This is a genomic window from Phycicoccus endophyticus, assembly GCF_011326735.1.
Classification (GTDB): Bacteria; Actinomycetota; Actinomycetes; order Actinomycetales; family Dermatophilaceae; genus Phycicoccus; species Phycicoccus endophyticus.
In genome coordinates this window covers 223,752-243,014 of sequence record NZ_JAANCN010000001.1, presented here as the reverse complement: position 1 = coordinate 243,014, position 19,263 = coordinate 223,752, and the positions used below count along the sequence as shown (strand labels likewise).

General features: G+C 70.2%; 13 protein-coding genes and 3 rRNA genes. All 16 read right to left on the bottom strand.

What is annotated here, in order from left to right; all coding sequences use genetic code 11:
* Window positions 1–3: 3 nt before the first annotated feature.
* The 16 genes from G8D98_RS01165 to tyrS all read right to left on the bottom strand — a co-directional run bounded on the left by G8D98_RS01165 (window position 4) and on the right by tyrS (window position 19,197).
* Window positions 4–1,095, bottom strand: a complete 1,092-nt coding sequence (locus tag G8D98_RS01165) for a glycosyltransferase family 4 protein (protein WP_229661713.1) — start codon at window positions 1,093–1,095, stop codon at window positions 4–6.
* The gene (gene murJ, locus G8D98_RS01160) at window positions 1,092–2,723 is read right to left on the bottom strand and encodes a murein biosynthesis integral membrane protein MurJ (RefSeq protein WP_166097996.1); all 1,632 of its coding nucleotides are present in this window, start codon (window positions 2,721–2,723) and stop codon (window positions 1,092–1,094) included. Before murJ ends, G8D98_RS01165 begins: the two co-directional genes overlap by 4 nt.
* A complete protein-coding gene (locus G8D98_RS01155) occupies window positions 2,720–3,523 on the bottom strand; it encodes a hypothetical protein (RefSeq protein WP_166097993.1) in 804 nt (267 codons plus the stop codon). The genes murJ and G8D98_RS01155 overlap by 4 nt, the downstream gene beginning before the upstream one ends.
* Window positions 3,520–4,473 carry a copper transporter gene (locus tag G8D98_RS01150; RefSeq protein WP_166097991.1) on the bottom strand — a complete coding sequence of 318 codons (954 nt, stop codon included), beginning with the start codon at window positions 4,471–4,473 and terminating at the stop codon, window positions 3,520–3,522. The genes G8D98_RS01155 and G8D98_RS01150 overlap by 4 nt, the downstream gene beginning before the upstream one ends.
* Window positions 4,470–5,642 carry a putative cytokinetic ring protein SteA gene (steA, locus tag G8D98_RS01145; RefSeq protein ID WP_229661714.1) on the bottom strand — a complete coding sequence of 391 codons (1,173 nt, stop codon included), beginning with the start codon at window positions 5,640–5,642 and terminating at the stop codon, window positions 4,470–4,472. Before steA ends, G8D98_RS01150 begins: the two co-directional genes overlap by 4 nt.
* A gap of 23 nt (window positions 5,643–5,665) precedes the next feature.
* Entirely contained in the window at window positions 5,666–7,351 is a 1,686-nt protein-coding gene (gene recN, locus G8D98_RS01140) for a DNA repair protein RecN (protein WP_166097986.1), read from the bottom strand.
* Complete coding sequence (locus G8D98_RS01135; RefSeq protein ID WP_166097985.1) at window positions 7,348–8,283, bottom strand: NAD kinase; 936 nt, start codon at window positions 8,281–8,283, stop codon at window positions 7,348–7,350. The genes recN and G8D98_RS01135 overlap by 4 nt, the downstream gene beginning before the upstream one ends.
* Window positions 8,280–9,113 (bottom strand): TlyA family RNA methyltransferase, encoded by an 834-nt coding sequence (locus tag G8D98_RS01130; RefSeq protein ID WP_229661715.1) that lies wholly within the window; start codon window positions 9,111–9,113, stop codon window positions 8,280–8,282. The genes G8D98_RS01135 and G8D98_RS01130 overlap by 4 nt, the downstream gene beginning before the upstream one ends.
* Window positions 9,097–9,261 carry a hypothetical protein gene (locus G8D98_RS01125; RefSeq protein WP_166097982.1) on the bottom strand — a complete coding sequence of 55 codons (165 nt, stop codon included), beginning with the start codon at window positions 9,259–9,261 and terminating at the stop codon, window positions 9,097–9,099. Before G8D98_RS01125 ends, G8D98_RS01130 begins: the two co-directional genes overlap by 17 nt.
* On the bottom strand, window positions 9,258–10,001 hold the full coding sequence (locus G8D98_RS01120) for a DNA-binding protein (protein WP_166097980.1): 744 nt from the start codon (window positions 9,999–10,001) through the stop codon (window positions 9,258–9,260). Before G8D98_RS01120 ends, G8D98_RS01125 begins: the two co-directional genes overlap by 4 nt.
* Before the next feature lie 43 nt (window positions 10,002–10,044).
* On the bottom strand, window positions 10,045–10,989 hold the full coding sequence (locus G8D98_RS01115) for an HAD-IIA family hydrolase (RefSeq protein WP_166097978.1): 945 nt from the start codon (window positions 10,987–10,989) through the stop codon (window positions 10,045–10,047).
* Entirely contained in the window at window positions 10,986–11,903 is a 918-nt protein-coding gene (locus tag G8D98_RS01110) for a tetratricopeptide repeat protein (protein WP_229661716.1), read from the bottom strand. The genes G8D98_RS01115 and G8D98_RS01110 overlap by 4 nt, the downstream gene beginning before the upstream one ends.
* A 144-nt stretch (window positions 11,904–12,047) precedes the next feature.
* Window positions 12,048–12,164, bottom strand: a 5S ribosomal RNA gene (gene rrf / locus G8D98_RS01105).
* A gap of 96 nt (window positions 12,165–12,260) precedes the next feature.
* Window positions 12,261–15,379 (bottom strand): 23S ribosomal RNA (locus tag G8D98_RS01100).
* 342 nt (window positions 15,380–15,721) lie between these two features.
* Window positions 15,722–17,247 (bottom strand): 16S ribosomal RNA (locus G8D98_RS01095).
* The 16S, 23S and 5S rRNA genes sit together here, the layout of an rRNA operon.
* Window positions 17,248–17,901: 654 nt before the next feature.
* Window positions 17,902–19,197, bottom strand: a complete 1,296-nt coding sequence (gene tyrS, locus G8D98_RS01090) for a tyrosine--tRNA ligase (RefSeq protein WP_166097975.1) — start codon at window positions 19,195–19,197, stop codon at window positions 17,902–17,904.
* Window positions 19,198–19,263 lie beyond the last annotated feature (66 nt).

Below are 19,263 nucleotides of genomic sequence, written 5' to 3'. Positions count from 1 at the left end.
ACGTCATCCCGCGCCGGCCTCGCGGTACCAACCCCGCCACCGACACGCGGACTCTTCGCCGCTCTCCCATCCGGCGGCCCGGGAGCGGCCCGCCTGGGAGAGCTCCTCTCGCGCCGACGGGTCCTCCAGGAGCCCGCGGACACCCTCCGCGACGGCCAGGGCGTCCTCGGGAGGGACGAGCCTGCCCACCCCGTCGACGAGGTCGACGAGACCGCCCACCGCCGGACAGACGACCGGCGTGCCGGCGGCCATCGCCTCCTGCACGACGAGGGCCCGGGCCTCCCACCGGCTCGTCAGGACGAAGACCTCGGCCGCGCGCACCCAGGCCTTGGGGTCGGCGACCGGGCCGATGACGCACAGCGGTGCTCCGGCGTGGGCCGCGGCGGCGACGAGATCCTCGCGCAGCCGGGCGACGCCGTCGCCGGCGAGGACCCAGGTGGCGTCTCGCACCGCGGCGGCCGCGGCGACGAGGGTCTCCAGCTGTTTCTGCGGCGCGATCCGCGAGATCGTCAGGACGAGCGGACCTGTGCCCGTGACACCACGGCCCGCGAGCAGCCGCTCGGCCTCGACTGCCCGTTCCTCGGCACCGAGAGGTGCCTCGGCGAGGAGGCCCGGGACGAACGGGGAGCCGACCGGCGCGAGCTCGGCGCGACGCGCCCCGTGCTCACGCGCCAGCTCCACCAGGTCGCTGCTGGCGCCGGACACGAGCACCGAGCGGCCGGCCACGTACCGCAACAGCCGGTCCACGACCCTGGCCCGCGCACCCCCAGCCCAGGCCAGGTCGTTGTGCAGGCTGGTCACCAGCGGCACCGTGCGCGGTGCGAGCAGGGCGCCGACGACGCCGGCCTGCAGCCCGTGGGCGTGGACGACGTCGGAAGCGGCCAGGACGGCGCGCAGCCGGCGCAGCCGACCCGGCGTCCCGGCGTCCTCGCCCGGCCACAACAGCGCGGCGTCCACCAGGCCGAACCGCTCGGCGGTGACCGGCGAGGTCACCACGAGCACGTCCTCGCCGAGGGCCCGTAGCTCGCGGGCGAGCTCGACGACGTGGGTGCCGATCCCGCCGGTGCTCGGGCCTACGAGCAGCGCAACCCTCATCCCACACCCCCTCCTCGCCGGGCCGCCCGGCCTCGCTCGCGGATCTCCCCCATCATCGCCCGGTCGCCGTAGAAGACGGCGAGCAGCGCGGTGAGCAGCGCGGCACCACCGGCGACGACGCCCCACACGACGGTGTCGAGCACGCCGTCGTAGGTCCGCCCGTGTGTCACGAGGTCACCGACGACCACCGCGAGCGCGAGGGCCACGACGACCGCGCCGGCCGTGCGCCCGAGCCCGCGCGTCACCTCGCTCCCCCAGACGCGACGGACGAGCAGGACGAGCGCGACGCCGGCGAGGGTCATCCCGGCGCTCGAGGCCAGGCCCAGGGCCCGCAGGACGGCACCGGCCGTTGCGTGCCCGCCGACGAGCAGCAGGGGCGGCAGGGCGGCGACCCCCCAGCCCGCCGCAGCGGCCGCCGCGGCGTGCAGCGGGCGCCCCCGGACGTAGAGGGCCCGGGTGAGCAGGGCGAGGAGCCCGAAGCCGACGAGCCCTGGGGCATAGGCGACGAGGGCGCCGGGCAGGGCGGCGATGGCCGCGGGGCTCGCACCCGCTGCACCCTTGCGGGCGTCGAGGATGCCGAAGAAGGCACCGATGGCCGGCGCGGCGGCGACGAGGACACCGGCCGCGACCCCCGTGAGGACGAGGACCGCCCGCAGGGCGCGGGCGAGCGTCGGCGCGACGTCTGCGCCCCCGGCGTGACCGAGGGCGATGCCCGGGAAGGTGCTCTGCGCGATCGGCACGGCGAGGACGGCGTAGGGGAGCAGGTAGACGGCCTGGACGTACGCGTAGATGCTCGCGACGCCGTGGTCGATCGAGTGGTTGGCGAGCCAGAGGGTCACGAGGACGGTGGCCTGCTGGGCGAGCAGGGCCAGGACCCCGGCACCGGCCAGGTGCCCGATCCGGCGGCGGTCGGCCGGCTCGAGCCGCAGGCCGGGACGCCACCGCCATCCGGTCCGCATCGCGGGGACGACGAGCGGCAGGGACAGCACGACGACGCCGAGCGTCGTGCCCCAGCCGAGGACGGCCACGGCCCGGTCGGGGACCACTGCGGCCGAGGTCTCCCCCCGGACGATCGCGCCGTACCAGAGGTAGCTCACGAGGACGAGCACCGAGGACAGCAGCGGCGCGAGCGCGGCGAGGAGGAAGCGGCGGTGGGCGTGCAGCAGCCCGGTGAGGACGATGCCCACCCCGTAGAGCGGGACCTGCACGGCGAAGATGCGCAGGAGGCTCCGGCCGACCGCCAGCGAACCGGGGTCCCGCGCCTCGACCAGCCAGCCGACGACGGGGCCGGCGAGCAGGAACAGCAGCGCGGCGAGGGGCACGAGGACGGCGAGCGTCCACGTGAGGAGCACCGACGCCAGGCGGTCGGCCCGGTCCCGGTCGCCGGCACCGAGGTGGTGGGCGATGAGCGGGACGGCGACCGCCGCGAGGGTGCCGCCCGCCGCGACCTCGTAGACGACGTTGGGCAGCGCGTTGACGCTCTGGTAGATGCTGCCGACGCCCTTGGCCCGGACCGACTCCGAGAAGACGATCACCCGGCCGAAACCGGCCACCCGCGCGAGGAGGGTGACCACGGAGATCAGGCCCGCCGCCCCGGCGACCCCGAGGGCGGCCCGCTGCCGGGTCATCGACCCCCCCGGCCCCACGCGTCGAGCTCGCGCAGCACCGGCGTGGACTCGATGACTGCGGTGAAGCTGACCCGCTCCGAGACCAGGGTGGTCGCGACGAGCACGGCCAGCGCGCCGAGGCGGCCGCGCCGTCCACAGCCGTGCACGAGGGCCACACCGACGAGCGCGCCCGCCGCGTTCGCCCCGGTGTCGCCGAGCATCGAGCGGCCGGCGAGGTCGGGGCCGAGGGCGGCGAGCGCCGCACCGACGGCAGCACCGGCGCTCGCGGCACCGGCCCCACCGCCCAGGGCGATCGGCGTGCCGGCGAGGGCGGTCGCCTTGAGCGCCCGTCCCGGCCTGAGGTCGAGGAGGTTGGCGAGGTTGGCGCTGCCGGCGACCACGCCCGCGCCGACGAGGGTGTCGAGCGTGCTCGCCTCGCCCCGGCCACGGTCGGCGAGCGCCGCGGCGGCCAGGCCGGTCAGACCGAGACCAGCGATCTTGACCGCACCGGTGGTCAGCTCTCCGCGGGCGGCAGCGCCGAGATGGCCCTTCAACCCCTTGGAGCCGCTGTCGCCGGCGAGGTCGTCGAGGGCACCGAAGGCCCCGGCCCCGACGGCGGCGAGGAGCCCGGGTGCGCCGCCGAGGGTGGCCCCGGCGGCCGCTCCGGCGACGAAGGCCGGCCCCTCGAGCAGGGTGACCGTCCGTCCCGCGTGGTTGGTGCGCTCCCACCGGCGCGAGCGCACCCGGGCGACGAGCGCCCGGTGCGCCCCTGTGGTCACGACCGCCGCGAGGACCCCGGCCGCCGCACCCGCAGGCCTCACGACTGCGGTACCGGGGCGAACGCCGCGTCCGTGCCCGGACCCAGCCCGTACTGCCCGGCGCCTCCACCGTCCTGCTCGACGAGTGCGTACACCACGCTCGCCTGGCCCATCGGGTCCCCGGTGTCGTCGACGGAGGAGACCGCGTCCGCCGTGGAGGAGTCCCGCAGGCTGGCCAGCACCGAGACGCCGTCGCCTTCGCCGTCGAGGTCCGCCGCGAGCACGACGCCCCGGGAGGCGTCGTCTAGTGCCTGCGCGAGAGCCACCCACCGCTGCGCGGTCTCGGTCTGCGCGGCCTCGTCACCGTCGGAGACGGTGCCCGCGACGACGACGACCAGGTCGGCCCGCGTGAAGTCGGGCGCGTCGAGGGAGATCAGCCCGTCGTCCGCGAGCGTCTGGAGGCCCTCCCGGGCGGTCGCGTCGTCCGGCCCGCTGTCGCCGGCGGGCGCGGTGCGGGTGAGCAGCCGGGCGAGCAGCACGTCCCGCGGGTCGCTCGAGTCGCCGGTCGTCTCGACGCCGGTCTGCGCAGTGACCTCCTCGACGGCCCGGTCCCGGGCGCCGGCGGTGGCCTCGTCCGTCGTCACCCAGTCCTCGCCGACCGACGTCGTCGAGGAGACCGTGGCTCCGGCGGTGCCGAGCATGTCGGTGACGGCCTCGCTGACGGACGCGTCGGCGCCGGGCAGCACGACGAGCGCGACCGAGCGCGCGGTCAGCGACCCGCCGACCACGCGTCCGGAGACCGCGTCGAGGAAGGAGCTGCGCGCCTCGGCCTCGGTGTCGGCGTCGGCGAGCTCGTCGTTCAGCTGGGCCTTGTCCTCGCGCAGCCCGGCCACCTCGTTCTGCAGGGTGGAGCCGATCTCGCCCTTGAGCGGCCCCGCCCCGAGCACGATCCCCACCGCGAGCGCGAGGAAGATCGAGACGATGGAGACGAGGTGGTAGCGGAAGTCGATCACCCGAACACTCCTTCGAGGGCGGTCCCCAGGTCGTCGGCCCAGGCCGCGAGGACCTCGAGCATGGCGCGGCCCCCGGCGGTGGACCACAGGGCGGCCCCGAGCGCGAGCAGCCCGACGAGGAGCATCAAGGCGATGCTCAGCGACGAGATGCGGGTGCGGTAGAGCCGGCTGACACCCTTGGCATCGACGAGCTTGCCTCCGACCCGCAGCCGGGTGAGGAAGGTGCTGGCCATCCCCGAGCGCCCCTTGTCGAGGAACTCCACGAGCGTCACGTGGGTTCCGACGGCGACGATGAGCGAGGCCCCCTTGTCGTCGGCGAGGAGCATGGCGACGTCCTCGCTGGTGCCCGTCGCGGGGAAGACCACGGGGTCGACACCGAGGGCTCGCACCCGGGCCACCCCCGGTGCGTTGCCGTCCCGGTAGGCGTGGACGACGATCTCCGCGCCGCAGCGCAGCGCCGCGTCCGAGACCGAGTCCATGTCACCGACGATGAGGTCCGGGGTGTGCCGCGCCTCGATGAGCGCGTCGGCGCCGCCGTCGACCCCGATGAGGACCGGCTTGTACTCCCGGATGTAGGCCCGCAGCGTCTCGAGGTCCTCCTTGTAGTGGTACCCCCGGACGACGATGAGGACGTGGCGGCCGTCGATCTCCGTGCGGATGTCGGGGACCCCCACCCCGTCGAAGAGCAGCTCGCGCTCGCGGCGCAGGTAGTCCATCGTGTTCTCGGCGAACGCCTCGATCTCGGCCGACAGCCCGGCACGCGCCAGGGTCATCGCCTCCTGGATCGCGTCGGCGTCGAGCAGCCGGCCGGCGCCCACCGGTGTCGAGCCGCGCAGCAACCCTCCGTCCTCGACGCGGACGGTGGTCCCGTCCTTGAGCTCCATCACCTCGGGGCCGGCCCGGTCGAGCAGCGGGATGCCGGCGGCGACGATGATCTCCGGGCCGAGGTTCGGGTAGCGCCCGGAGGTCGAGGCGGCAGCGTTGACGACCGCCGCCGGACGGCACGCGACGAGCGCCTCGGCGCTCACCCGGTCGATGTCGGTGTGGTCGATGACCGCGACGTCCCCGGGCCTGAGGCGCTTGGTGAGGTTCTTGGTCCGTCGGTCGACGCGAGCGGGCCCGGAGCACCCTTCGGTGGGGTCACGACGGCTCGGGAGACGGATGGACATCTGCACCATCGTGCCACGACCGGTCAGGCCCGGGCGCGACCGAGCAGGTCGCGCGCGTGCTCGAGGGCTGCCTCGGTGCCCGACCCGCCGAGCATCCGCGCGAGCTCGGCGACCCGCTCCTCTCCCGTCGCCTCGCGGACCATGCTGCGGGTGACGTGGCCGTCGTCGGCCCGCTCGACGACGAGGTGGCGGTCGGCGTGCGCCGCGACCTGGGCGAGGTGGGTGACGACGACGACCTGGGCGTGCCGGGCCAGCGCGGCCAGCCGGGCCCCGACGTCGAGGGCGGCACGCCCGCCCACTCCGGCGTCGACCTCGTCGAAGACGAAGGTCGGCACGGCGGGGCCGGCCTCGCTCGTCGCCACCTCGACCGCGAGCATCACCCGCGACAGCTCGCCTCCCGAGGCCGCCCGGGTGACCGACCGTGCCGGAGCGCCGGGTCCGGGCGCCAACCGGACCTCGACGGTGTCGGCACCGTCGGCGCCGAACCGGCCGGCGTCCTCGACGGCCACCGAGACGGTGGCCGTCCCCATGGCGAGGTGCCCGAGCTCCGCGGTGATCCGCTCCCCGAGAGCGACGGCCGCCGCTCGGCGGCGCTCGGTGAGGGTGGAGGCGGCGTGCGCGCGTCTCGTCGAGAGGGCTGCGACCCGCTCCGCCAGCTCCTCGATGCGGTCGCCGGTGCCCTCGAGCTCGGCGACCCGGGCCGCGGCGGTCCCCGCCCAGGCGAGGACGTCCTCGACGGTCGGCCCGTAGAGACGGGTCAGCTCGGTCAGCCGCGCGCGCCGCTGCTCGACCTGGTCCAGCCGGGCCGGGTCGACGTCGAGGTCGGCCAGGTAGGAGCCGAGGTCCGCGGCCACGTCCGCGGCCAGGTAGCGGATCTCGTCGACCCGGGAGACGAGCCCGGCGAGGGCCGGGTCGGTGGATGCCGCGGCCATGAGCCCGGCGGAGACCTGCGCGAGCGCCTCGAGGGTGCCGCCACCGGTGACGTCGTCCTCGGAGCCGTGCAGCACGGTGTGCGCCGCGCCCGCGGCCGCACGCAGCTCCTCGGCGTGTCCGAGACGGTCGGACTCGGCCCGCAGCAGCGCGTCCTCGGCCGGTGCCGGGTCGACGGCCTCGATGCGCTCGAGACCGAGCCGGAGGCTCTCGGCCTCCCGGGCGCGGGCCTCCGCGGCGGTGCGCAGGTCGGCGAGCTCGGCCTCGGTCTCCTGCAGCTCGGCGTGCACCGCCCGGTAGGTCGCCAGGGCCTCGGCCACCTCGGGGCCGCCGAAGGCGTCGAGCACCTCGCGGTGCTCCTCGGTCCGTCGCAGCCGCCACTGGTCGGCCTGGCCGTGGACGGCGACGAGGTGCTCGGCGAGGTCGCCGAGGACCCCGACGGGCGCCGCCCGCCCGCCCACGTGGGCCCGCGAGCGACCGTCGGCGCCCACCGTGCGGACCAGGACGAGCCCGTCGCCGGTGTCGGCCCCGGCCTCCTCGGCGCGGACGAGCGCCGGATGTCCGGCGGGCAGGTCGAGCACACCCTCGACGACGGTGCGCCGGGCGCCGGCGCGCACCAGGCCCGAGTCCCCCCGGCCCCCGAGCAGCAGCCCCAGCCCGGTGACGACCATCGTCTTGCCGGCTCCGGTCTCGCCGGTGAGCACCGTCAGCCCGGGGTGGAGAGGCAGGACGGCCTCGTCGATGACCCCGAGGTCGCGGATGCGGATCTCCTCGATCACCGCGTGGGCCCCTCCCCGGGCCGCTGGGAGCGCGCCCCACCTCGCCACCCGTGGACGGGGAGGTGGAACTTCTCGACGAGGCGGTCGGTGAAGCCCCCGTCGGACAGCCGGGCGAGCCGGACCGGCTGTCCGGAGCGCTCGACCTCGACCTGGGCCCCCGGCGGGAGGGCGACGGCTCGGCGCCCGTCGCACCACAGAACGGCCTCGGCGTCGCTGTCCGGCAGCAGCTGGAGGGCGACGTGCGTCTCGGGACCGACGAGGACAGGGCGGGCGAAGAGCGCGTGGGCACTGATCGGGACGACGAGCAGCGCCTCGACGTCGGGCCACACGACCGGCCCGCCCGCCGAGAAGGCGTAGGCGGTCGACCCGGTCGGGGTGGCGACGACGACCCCGTCGCAGCCCCAGGTCGACAGCGGGCGGCCGCCGATCTCGACGGTGAGCTCGAGCATCCGCTCGCGTGCGGCCTTCTCGACGCTCACCTCGTTGAGCGCCCACGAGGAGAAGACGAGCTCGCCCCCTCGCCGGGCGCGCACGTCGAGGGTCATCCTCTCCTCGACCCGGTAGTCGCGTGCACAGATGCGCTCGACCGTGGCGTCGAGGTCCTCGCGCTCGGCCTCGGCGAGGAAGCCCACGTGGCCCAGGTTGACCCCGAGCAGCGGAGCCCCCGAGCCCCGGGAGAGCTCCGCGCCCCGCAGGATCGTGCCGTCGCCGCCGAGCACGCACACGAGCTCGCAGTCGATGCCGTCGGCGCGCTCGTCGACCCCGCCGACACCCTCGACGGCGCCCAGGGGCGTGTCCTCGAGGTCGGCCAGCGGGGCGCACACGCCGATCCCCGAGGACAGCAGCCGGGAGGCGACCGCAGCGGCCAGCTCCTGGGCGTCGGGACGGGTGGCATGGGTGACGAGGAGCACGCGGCGGGACGGGCTCGTCATTCTCGTCCTCCCGGGGGCCGCGCGGTGGCCGCCCGCACGGCTGCGGCGACCTCGTCCGGGCTCATTCTCCCCGATGCCGCTCGGCGGGCCCACACGAGGTACTCGGCGTTGCCGGCGCCGCCGCTGATCGGGCTCGGGATGAGGCCGTGCACCGCCACGCCCGTGGCCTCGAGGGCGGCGATGACCCTCTCGACCGCCGCGGCGCGCTCGGCGGGCTCGCGCACCACTCCGCTCGAGGCCAGCCGCGCCCTGCCCACCTCGAACTGTGGCTTGACGAGGACGAGCAGGTCGCCGCCCTCGTCGAGCAGCCCGGCCAGGTCGCTCGCCACGAGCGTGAGCGAGATGAACGACAGGTCGGCGACGACGAGGTCCGCGGGGCCACCGACGTCGGCGGCCCGCAGCCCCCGGATGCTCGTGCCGGAGCGGTCCTCGACCCGCGGGTCGGCGGCGAGGGTGGGCACGAGCTGGCCGTGCCCGACGTCCACGGCGACCACGCGGCGGGCCCCTCGGGCGAGCAGGACCTCGGTGAAGCCGCCGGTGGAGGCCCCGACGTCGACACACCGGCGGTCCTGCGCGGTGAGCCCTCGCGGCGCCCAGTGGTCCAGGGCCGCGAGGAGCTTGTGCGCCGCCCGCCCGACCCACCGGGGGGCCGCGTCGTCGACCGCGAGGTCGGTATCGGCGTCGACGGCCTGGGACGGCTTGCGCGCGGCGACCCCGGCGACCCGGACCAGGCCCGTGCGCACGAGGTCGCGGGCGTCGCCTCGGGAGCGGGCCATCCCCCGGCGCACCAGCTCGGCGTCGAGCCGCGCGATGTCAGTCTCCGAGGTCACCGAGACGCGAGCGCAGGGTGCGCTGGACCTCCTCGCCCGCGGCGAGCTGGGCGTCGAGGTCGACCTCCGGCGACGCGGCGAGCTCGGCGAGCGCGGAGTCGATGACGAGGTCGCCGGTCTCCGGACGGTCCTCGGGCTGGTCGCTCACGAGCTGCCCTTGCGGGTCGCGGGCGCTGTGGACCTCTTCGCGGGCGTCTTCGCCGCCGAGGTCTTCGCCGCCGGAGACTTCTTGGCCGTCGCCTTCTTCGCGCCGGACCTCGTCGCGGAGGTCTTCGCCGCCGCAGTCTTCGTCGACGAGGTCTTCGTCGCCGCGGACTTCTTGGCCGGCGCCTTCTTCGCGCCCGACGTCTTCGCGGGGGTCTTCGCCGCCGAGGTCTTCGCCGCCGCGGACTTCTTGGCCGGCGCCTTCCTCGCGCCCGACGTCTTCGCGGGGGCCTTGGGCGCGGGGGTGCTCGCCACCGGCATCACCGTCGCCGAGGACGACGTCACGCCCGCGGGCGCTCCGGCATCCGGTGCAGGCACCGCGGACCGGCTCCGTTCAGAGCTGCGCGTCCCCGCAGAGCGCCCCACCTCCTCGAGCTGGGCTGCCAGGGCTGCGACCCGGGCCGCGAGGGACTGCACGTCGGCACGCAGGCGCGCGGCGTCGAGGCGCTGCACCGCGGCGTCCACCTCGCGCTCGATGAGCCCCGTCAGCTGGGTCCGGTTGCGCTCGGCAGTGCTGAGCAGCTCACCGGCGACCCGTTCGACCTGTGCCGTCACCGCCGAGGGCGACCCGCTCGACCCGGCGAAGGCGACGAGCTGCTGTGCCGCCTCGACCGCCCGGGCGCGCGTCGTCTCGCCGAGCCCGGCGGCGAGCTCGACGTAGGCGCGGATGGAGCGCTTGACCATGGGACCTCCTCCTTCGGGCCGGACGCCACCGGCCACTGCCACGCTACCGGTCGGCCAGCCGGTCCAGCAGTCGGTGGGCCTCCTCGCCCAGCCGGGCGGCGCTCTCGTCCTCTCCGGCGTCGCGTGCCTCGTGCGCACGCCGGACGGCCGCGGCCAGCTCCTCCAGGGACGGCTCACCGGCGGCCGGGTCCTCGCACAGCCAGCGCAGGTCGGGCGCGAGGAGCGTCGGCCGGTGGTCGGCCGGCGCGGCGAGCACCGCGTCCAGGTCGTCGACGCCGGTGAGGACGAGGAGCGAGTCGGTGCCGGCCCGCCGGGCCCCGAGGACGTCGGTGACGAGGCGGTCGCCCACCGCGAGCACACGCGCGGTGTCGGTCGAGAGCCGGTGCGCGGCCAGCGCGTAGAGCGGCGGCTCCGGCTTGCCCGCGACGAGGTCGGGGCCACGACCCACCGCCTCCGCGACCGCTGCCACGAGTGCCCCGTTGCCGGGGGCGGTCCCGCGCTCGGTCGGTAGGGTGAGGTCGGTGTTCGACGCCACCCAGGTGGCCCCGTCCGCGACGGCGTACGCCACCTCGGCCAGGTCCGCGGCACTGACGTCACGCCCGTACCCCTGGACGACGGCGACCGGGGCGCCCGTCCCCGGTTCCGGGCGCCGGACCGCGCGGAAGCCGGCCTCGCTCAGCGCGACCGTCACCCCCTCACCGCCGACTGCGAGCACGATGCCCCCCTCGCTCACCCCGTGCTCATGCAGCAGCCAGGCGGCGGCCTGGCTGCTCGTCACGACGTCCGCCGACCCGAGGCGCAACCCGAGCTCGCGCAGATGACTGGCGACCGCCCCCGGGGTGCGCGAGGCGTTGTTCGTCGCGTAGACCACCGGGGCCGAGAGCGCGCTCAGCGTCTCCACGGCGTGCGGCACGGCGTCCGTCCCCCGGTAGACGACGCCGTCGAGGTCGCAGACGACCGCGTCGTACCGCTCGAGGAGGGCGGTCATCGAGGACCGTCGCCCTCGTCGGCGGTGGGCTCCTCGGCTCCCTCGCCGAGGTCCTCCACGACCACGCCGTCGAGCTCCTCGAGCCGCTCCGCGGCGTCCGTCTCGTCGTCGGTGTCACCGTCGAGGGCCCGCTGGAACCAGTCCCGTGCCTCGTCCACCCGCCCCAGCTCGAGGAGGGTGTCCGCGTAGGCGTACTGGAGCCGGTGGACGCCCGCACCCCCCCGCCGCGTCAACGCCGGCAGCTGGAGGGCCAGGAGGGCGGCGTCGAGCTGTCCGAGGTCCCGGCGCACCCCGGAGACGACGATCGCCAGCTCGAGCGCCTCGGCGCCGGTCAGCGCTCGAGCCTGCGGCGAGGAGGCGAGCTCCAGGGCACGCGTGTGTCGCCCGAGCCCGCGTTCACAGTCGACCATGAGCGGCAGCAGGTGTTCGGAGCCACTAAGCCGCCGCACGGTACGGAACTCGGTCAGGGCCCGGGCGAAGTCCCCACGTCGGTACGCCACCATGCCCAGGGCCTCCCGCGCGGCCGGGACGCGCCCCGCGCGGCGAACCGCCGTCTCGGCGTGCGCCAGCGCGGCGTCCAGCTCGTCGGCCTCGAGCATCACCGACACCATGACGAGGTGCTTGGCCACCCCGTCGGCGTTCTCCTTCGAGAGCGTGCGCAGCTGGTGGTGCACCGCGCGGTCCAGCTCGCGTCCGGTGACCTCCTCGGGGACGCGTGGCTCCGGCAGCCGCGGCCCCTTGGCCGCGAGCCGGCTTCCGCCCCGCGGCGCGACGCCGGCTCGCTCCGCTGCCGGGCGCTCCCCGCCCGGCCGCCCCCCGCGCTCGTCGCGACGTCGCCCGGTGCGCGGGCCGGCGGCTCGCCGGGGCCGCTCACCCCCCCGGTCGCGGGGGGAAGGGTTTCGGTGCTCGGCCACAGTCGGTCCTCTTTCGTCACGGCGGGCCCGGTTCTCGCCACGGCGGGCCCGAGGTCAGTCTAGGCAGCGCGGGATGCCGCCACCGCCGGGCCCCGAGCATGAGAAAGGGCCCGTCGCGAACGACGGGCCCTTTCTGGAAAGTATGTCCGGCTGCGTCCTACTCTCCCACACCGTCACCAGTGCAGTACCATCGGCGCTGAAGGGCTTAGCTTCCGGGTTCGGAATGGAGCCGGGCGTTTCCCCTTCGCTATGACAGCCGAAACTCTATGGAGATGTGTCGTGCCTACTTACCGTAGGCCTCCCGACCGTATCTCGGGAACTGCACAGTGGACGCGAGCACACGAAAATCTTTAAGTGTGAGTCAAGTTGTCGGCTTATTAGTACCAGTCAGCTACATGCATTGCTGCACTTCCACATCTGGCCTATCAACCCGGTAGTCTAGCCGGGAGCCTCTCGGGACAAGTCCCATGGAAACCTCATCTTGAAGCGTGCTTCCCGCTTAGATGCTTTCAGCGGTTATCACTTCCGAACGTAGCTAATCAGCGGTGCCCTTGGCAGGACAACTGACACACCAGAGGTTCGTCCATCCCGGTCCTCTCGTACTAGGGACAGCCCTTCTCAAGTTTCCTACGCGCACAGCGGATAGGGACCGAACTGTCTCACGACGTTCTAAACCCAGCTCGCGTACCGCTTTAATGGGCGAACAGCCCAACCCTTGGGAGATACTCCACCCCCAGGATGCGACGAGCCGACATCGAGGTGCCAAACCATGCCGTCGATATGGACTCTTGGGCAAGATCAGCCTGTTATCCCCGGGGTACCTTTTATCCGTTGAGCGACGGCGCTTCCACAAGCCACCGCCGGGTCACTAGTTCCGACTTTCGTCCCTGCTCGACATGTCTGTCTCGCAGTCAAGCTCCCTTGTGTACTTACACTCGACACCTGATTGCCAACCAGGCTGAGGGAACCTTTGAGCGCCTCCGTTACATTTTAGGAGGCAACCGCCCCAGTTAAACTACCCACCAGGCACTGTCCCTGATCCGGATCACGGACCGAGGTTAGATATCCAGAACGACCAGAGTGGTATTTCAACGTTGACTCCACACACACTGGCGTGCATGCTTCACAGTCTCCCACCTATCCTACACAAGCCGTACCGAACACCAATACCAAGCTATAGTAAAGGTCCCGGGGTCTTTCCGTCCTGCTGCGCGTAACGAGCATCTTTACTCGTAGTGCAATTTCGCCGAGTTCGCGGTTGAGACAGTGGAGAAGTCGTTACGCCATTCGTGCAGGTCGGAACTTACCCGACAAGGAATTTCGCTACCTTAGGATGGTTATAGTTACCACCGCCGTTTACTGGGGCTTAAATTCTGAGCTTCGACCCGAAGATCTAACCCGTCCTCTTAACCTTCCAGCACCGGGCAGGCGTCAGTCCGTATACATCGTCTTGCGACTTCGCACGGACCTGTGTTTTTAGTAAACAGTCGCTTCTCCCTGGTCTCTGCGGCCCTTCACCCTAGGAGGCAAGCTCCTTCAGGGTCCGGGCCCCCCTTCTCCCGAAGTTACGGGGGCATTTTGCCGAATTCCTTAACCACGATTCACTCGATCGCCTTGGTATTCTCTACCTAACCACCTGAGTCGGTTTGGGGTACGGGCGGCTAGAACCTCGCTAGAAGATTTTCTAGGCAGCATAGGATCACCCTGCTTCCCGCATTCGCGGTCACTATCGGGTCTCAGGATATGTGCCGGACGGATTTGCCTATCCGGCTCCCTACACCCTTGGACGTGGACAACCATCGCCACGCGGAGGCTACCTTCCTGCGTCTCTCCATTGCTTGACTACTACAACCTCGGGTCGCGCGCTCCACTCAGGTCGTCACCCGAAGGATCAGAACAAGAGCTTCAGGCGCTTAGCATCAGAAGGTTCGTCATGGGCGGTTCTTCGCCGGTTCCGGAATATCAACCGGATGTCCATCGACTACGCCTGTCGGCCTCGCCTTAGGTCCCGACTTACCCAGGGCAGATTAGCTTGACCCTGGAACCCTTGGTTATTCGGCGGACGGGTTTCTCACCCGTCATTCGCTACTCATGCCTGCATTCTCACTCGTGTGGCCTCCACGGCTGGATCACTCCGCCGCTTCCCTGGCCGCACGACGCTCCCCTACCCATCGACACGCTTGGACCGTGGACCCGCAGGTGTCACGGCCGGGCAAAGTGTCAATGCCACAGCTTCGGTGGTGTGCTTGAGCCCCGCTACATTGTCGGCGCGGAATCACTTGACCAGTGAGCTATTACGCACTCTTTAAAGGGTGGCTGCTTCTAAGCCAACCTCCTGGTTGTCAATGCAACTCCACATCCTTTTCCACTTAGCACACGCTTAGGGACCTTAGCTGGTGATCTGGGCTGTTTCCCTCTCGACTACGGAGCTTATCCCCCGCAGTCTCACTGCCACGCTCTCACTTACCGGCATTCGGAGTTTGGCTAACGTCAGTAACCTGGTGAGGCCCATTGGCTATCCAGTAGCTCTACCTCCGGTAAGAAACACGTGACGCTGCACCTAAATGCATTTCGGGGAGAACCAGCTATTACGGAGTTTGATTGGCCTTTCACCCCTACCCACAGCTCATCCCCTCAGTTTTCAACCTAAGTGGGTTCGGTCCTCCACGACGTCTTACCGTCGCTTCAACCTGGCCATGGGTAGATCACTCCGCTTCGGGTCTAGACCCAGCGACTCATTCGCCCTGTTCGGACTCGCTTTCGCTACGGCTTCCCCACACGGGTTAACCTCGCCACTGAGCACTAACTCGCAGGCTCATTCTTCAAAAGGCACGCCGTCACCCCACAAGGAGGCTCCGACGGATTGTAGGCACGCGGTTTCAGGATCTATTTCACTCCCCTCCCGGGGTACTTTTCACCTTTCCCTCACGGTACTTGTCCGCTATCGGTCACCAGGGAATATTTAGGCTTAGCGGGTGGTCCCGCCAGATTCACACGGGATTTCTCGGGCCCCGTGCTACTTGGGATGGTTCTCTGGAGTTCGCGCCATTTCGTCTACGGGGGTAGCACCCTCTGTGCCGGACCTTTCAATGTCCTTCGACTATGACGCGAATTTTTGACTCCATGTCAGCATGTCAGTACTGACCGAGAAGTCCCACGACCCCTCACCTGCAACGCCTGACAGCTATCACGCAGATGAGGTTTAGCCTGTTCCGCTTTCGCTCGCCACTACTCACGGAATCGCGGTTGCTTTCTCTTCCTGTGGGTACTGAGATGTTTCACTTCCCCACGTTCCCTCTACCCACCCTATGTGTTCAGGTGGGAGTGACTGGACTTGCCTCCAGCCGGGTTTCCCCATTCGGAAATCCTCGGATCACAGTCTGGTTATCGACTCCCCGAGGCTTATCGCAGATTCCTACGTCCTTCTTCGGTTCCTGGTGCCAAGGCATCCACCGTGTGCCCTTATAAACTTGAGCCACAAAGATTTAAGATGCTCGCGTCCACTGTGTAGTTCTCAACATACGGGCGGTCCCTCGTGCAGTCTCGGCGCCTGCGCGGATCACTCCGGCGGTTCGTCCGTGACGAGGTCCAGGCCTCGCGGCCCATGAGGTGGGGCGCTTGTGCGCCCGAGCCCTCAGGACCCAACAACGTGTCAGGCACCGGGGCCCCGCGGCGACGTTCCACTCTCCCGAAGGAGCTGTACTTGTCGACCGTGCGGTCACGGTGCCAACTAATCGATGTTCCACCCTTGAGCACCTGCCACCGGGCGTACGCCGGTGGCCAGGCTCTGGATCGCTTGCGCGACCAGTGCTCCTTAGAAAGGAGGTGATCCAGCCGCACCTTCCGGTACGGCTACCTTGTTACGACTTAGTCCCAATCGCCAGTCCCACCTTCGACGGCTCCCTCCACAAGGGTTGGGCCACCGGCTTCGGGTGTTACCGACTTTCGTGACTTGACGGGCGGTGTGTACAAGGCCCGGGAACGTATTCACCGCAGCGTTGCTGATCTGCGATTACTAGCGACTCCGACTTCATGGGGTCGAGTTGCAGACCCCAATCCGAACTGAGACCGGCTTTTTGGGATTCGCTCCACCTTGCGGTTTCGCAGCCCTCTGTACCGGCCATTGTAGCATGTGTGAAGCCCAAGACATAAGGGGCATGATGATTTGACCTCGTCCCCACCTTCCTCCGAGTTGACCCCGGCAGTCTTCTATGAGTCCCCGCCATAACGCGCTGGCAACATAGAACGAGGGTTGCGCTCGTTGCGGGACTTAACCCAACATCTCACGACACGAGCTGACGACAACCATGCACCACCTGTATACGAGTGTCCAAAGAGAACGTCATCTCTGACGCGTTCTCGTATATGTCAAGCCTTGGTAAGGTTCTTCGCGTTGCATCGAATTAATCCACATGCTCCGCCGCTTGTGCGGGCCCCCGTCAATTCCTTTGAGTTTTAGCCTTGCGGCCGTACTCCCCAGGCGGGGAACTTAATGCGTTAGCTGCGGCACGGATCTCGTGGAATGAGACCCACACCTAGTTCCCAACGTTTACGGCGTGGACTACCAGGGTATCTAATCCTGTTCGCTCCCCACGCTTTCGCTTCTCAGCGTCAGTAATGGCCCAGAGACCTGCCTTCGCCATCGGTGTTCCTCCTGATATCTGCGCATTTCACCGCTACACCAGGAATTCCAGTCTCCCCTACCACACTCTAGTCTGCCCGTACCCACTGCAAGTCCGGGGTTGAGCCCCGGATTTTCACAGCAGACGCGACAGACCGCCTACAAGCTCTTTACGCCCAATAATTCCGGACAACGCTCGCACCCTACGTATTACCGCGGCTGCTGGCACGTAGTTAGCCGGTGCTTCTTCTGCAGGTACCGTCACTTTCGCTTCTTCCCTGCCGAAAGAGGTTTACAACCCGAAGGCCGTCATCCCTCACGCGGCGTCGCTGCATCAGGCTTTCGCCCATTGTGCAATATTCCCCACTGCTGCCTCCCGTAGGAGTCTGGGCCGTGTCTCAGTCCCAGTGTGGCCGGTCGCCCTCTCAGGCCGGCTACCCGTCGTTGCCTTGGTGAGCCATTACCTCACCAACTAGCTGATAGGCCGCGAGTCCATCCCAGACCGAAAAACTTTCCAGACGGTAGAGATGCCTCTCCGTCTCGTATCCGGTATTAGCTCCGGTTTCCCGGGGTTATTCCAGAGTCTGGGGCAGGTTACTCACGTGTTACTCACCCGTTCGCCACTGATCACCTCGGAGCAAGCTCCGAGGGTCACCGTTCGACTTGCATGTGTTAAGCACGCCGCCAGCGTTCGTCCTGAGCCAGGATCAAACTCTCCGTTGATGTATGACTCCCGATACGAGACCGGGAAATCGGTACCCTTGGAGGGTTGTTTCACTGGCTGAGCACGAACAACTCGCTTTCGCTGTTGTTCGTTGTCAACCAAAGGATTTTCGTGCATCTGACCGCTCCCCGACCGTCGGTCGGTGATCGGCGCGATGCGACGAGGTTATTGGCATCGATTTTTGACACGCTGTTGAGTTCTCAAGGTTCGGACGCGCACCAACGCCGCGCTCAGCGAGCGTGTCGTCGGGGCTACTTCCGGTGTTCTCCCAGTCGCTGGAAGCAACTGTTCAAACTTACCCGCGTCCATGCTTGGGCGTCAAATCCGTGCTCCGCTGCGGGAGCGGGCGGTTCGATCGCGCTTGGATCTTCGCGAGGGCCCTCACTCTAGCACCCTTGCGGGCGCCTGTTCCACCTGTCGCTTCGGGCGTCGAGCGCTCGGAGCCACCTGCGAGAGCCAGGGGCCAGCTCGTGGGACCGGCCTACTTGGTGCGGGGCTGTTCGGCCCTGCCGCTTGGTGTCCGTTCCTCCCTCTCGGGCTGACGTCGAGAACATTAGAGGACCGGCGCCGCGGAACACAAATCGGCTGCCCCCCGGCGGCCCGAGGCCTGCCGTCTGCCGACGAAAGCGCCTGTGTGACAGTCGAACCCGTTCTCAGCCTCGGCTCACGTCGTCGGGCTCTGCCGGAGCGTCGGCGACGAGGCCGGCGGCGAGGCTCTTGCGTCCACGGCGGAGGAGCACCACCCCGCCGGGCAGCACGTCCCGCGGACCCAGCGTCGCCTCCGGGTCGGCCACCTTCTGCCCGTTGACCGACGCCCCACCCTCGCCGAGGGTGCGCCGAGCCGCGTTGCGGGAGTCGGCGAGGCCGACGGCGACGAGGACGTCGACGAGCGCCATCCCCACCGTGACCGGACCGCTCGGCAGCTCGGCGGCGGCGTCGCGCAGGGTCCGGGCGTCGAGCGCTCTGGGGTCCCCCCGCCCGAACAGGGCCTCGCTCGCCGCCCGCACCGCGGCAGTCGCCTCGGCGCCGTGCACGAGGGTCGTCACCTCGCTGGCCAGGACACGGTGGGCAGCCCGCTTCCACGGTTCCTCCGCCAGAGCGCGCTCCAGCTCGGCCACCTCCTGCGGGTCGAGGTCGGTGAAGACTTTCAGGAGGCGGGCGACCGAGGCGTCCTCGACGTTGAGCCAGTACTGGTAGAAGGCGTACGGGCTCGTCATGTCGGCCGAGAGCCAGATGGCGTTGCCCGCGCTCTTGCCGAACTTCTCCCCGCCGGAGTCGGTGAGCAACGGGGTCGTCAGCAGGTGCACCGAGGCCCCCTCGACGCGGTGGATGAGGTCGGCGCCGGCGACGAGGTTCCCCCACTGGTCGCTCCCCCCGGTCTGCAGGGTGCAGCCGTACTGCCGGTACAGCTCGAGGTAGTCCAGGCCCTGGAGCAGCTGGTAGCTGAACTCCGTGTACGAGATCCCCTCGTCACTGGCCAGCCGGGCCGCCACGGCGTCCTTGCGCAGCATCTGGTTGACCCGGAAGTGCTTGCCGACGTCCCGGAGGAAGTCGAGCGCCGAGAGGCCCTCGGTCCACTCGAGGTTGTTGACGACCACGGCCGGGTTCTCGCCCTCGGTGGCGAGGAAGGGGCGCACCTGCTCCTCGATGCGCGCGACCCACTCGGCGGTCTGCTCCTTGGTCTTCAGCATCCGCTCCGCGGTGGGGCGGGGGTCGCCGATGAGGCCGGTCGAGCCGCCGACGAGGCAGATGACCCGGTGCCCGGCCCGTTGCAGGCGACGCAGGACGACGAGCTGGACGAGGTTGCCGAAGTGCAGGGACGGCGCCGTGGGGTCGAAGCCGCAGTAGACCGTGAGCGGCCCCTCGGCGAGTGCCCGGCGCAGCGCGGGCTCGTCGGTGGTCTGGGCCACCAGCCCCCGCCACTGGAGCTCGTCGAGGATGTCGGTCACGCGCCACGTCCTTCCGCCGGGGTCCCTGCCGGCGGCCGCCGGCAGGCCCAGCCTGCCACGGCACAA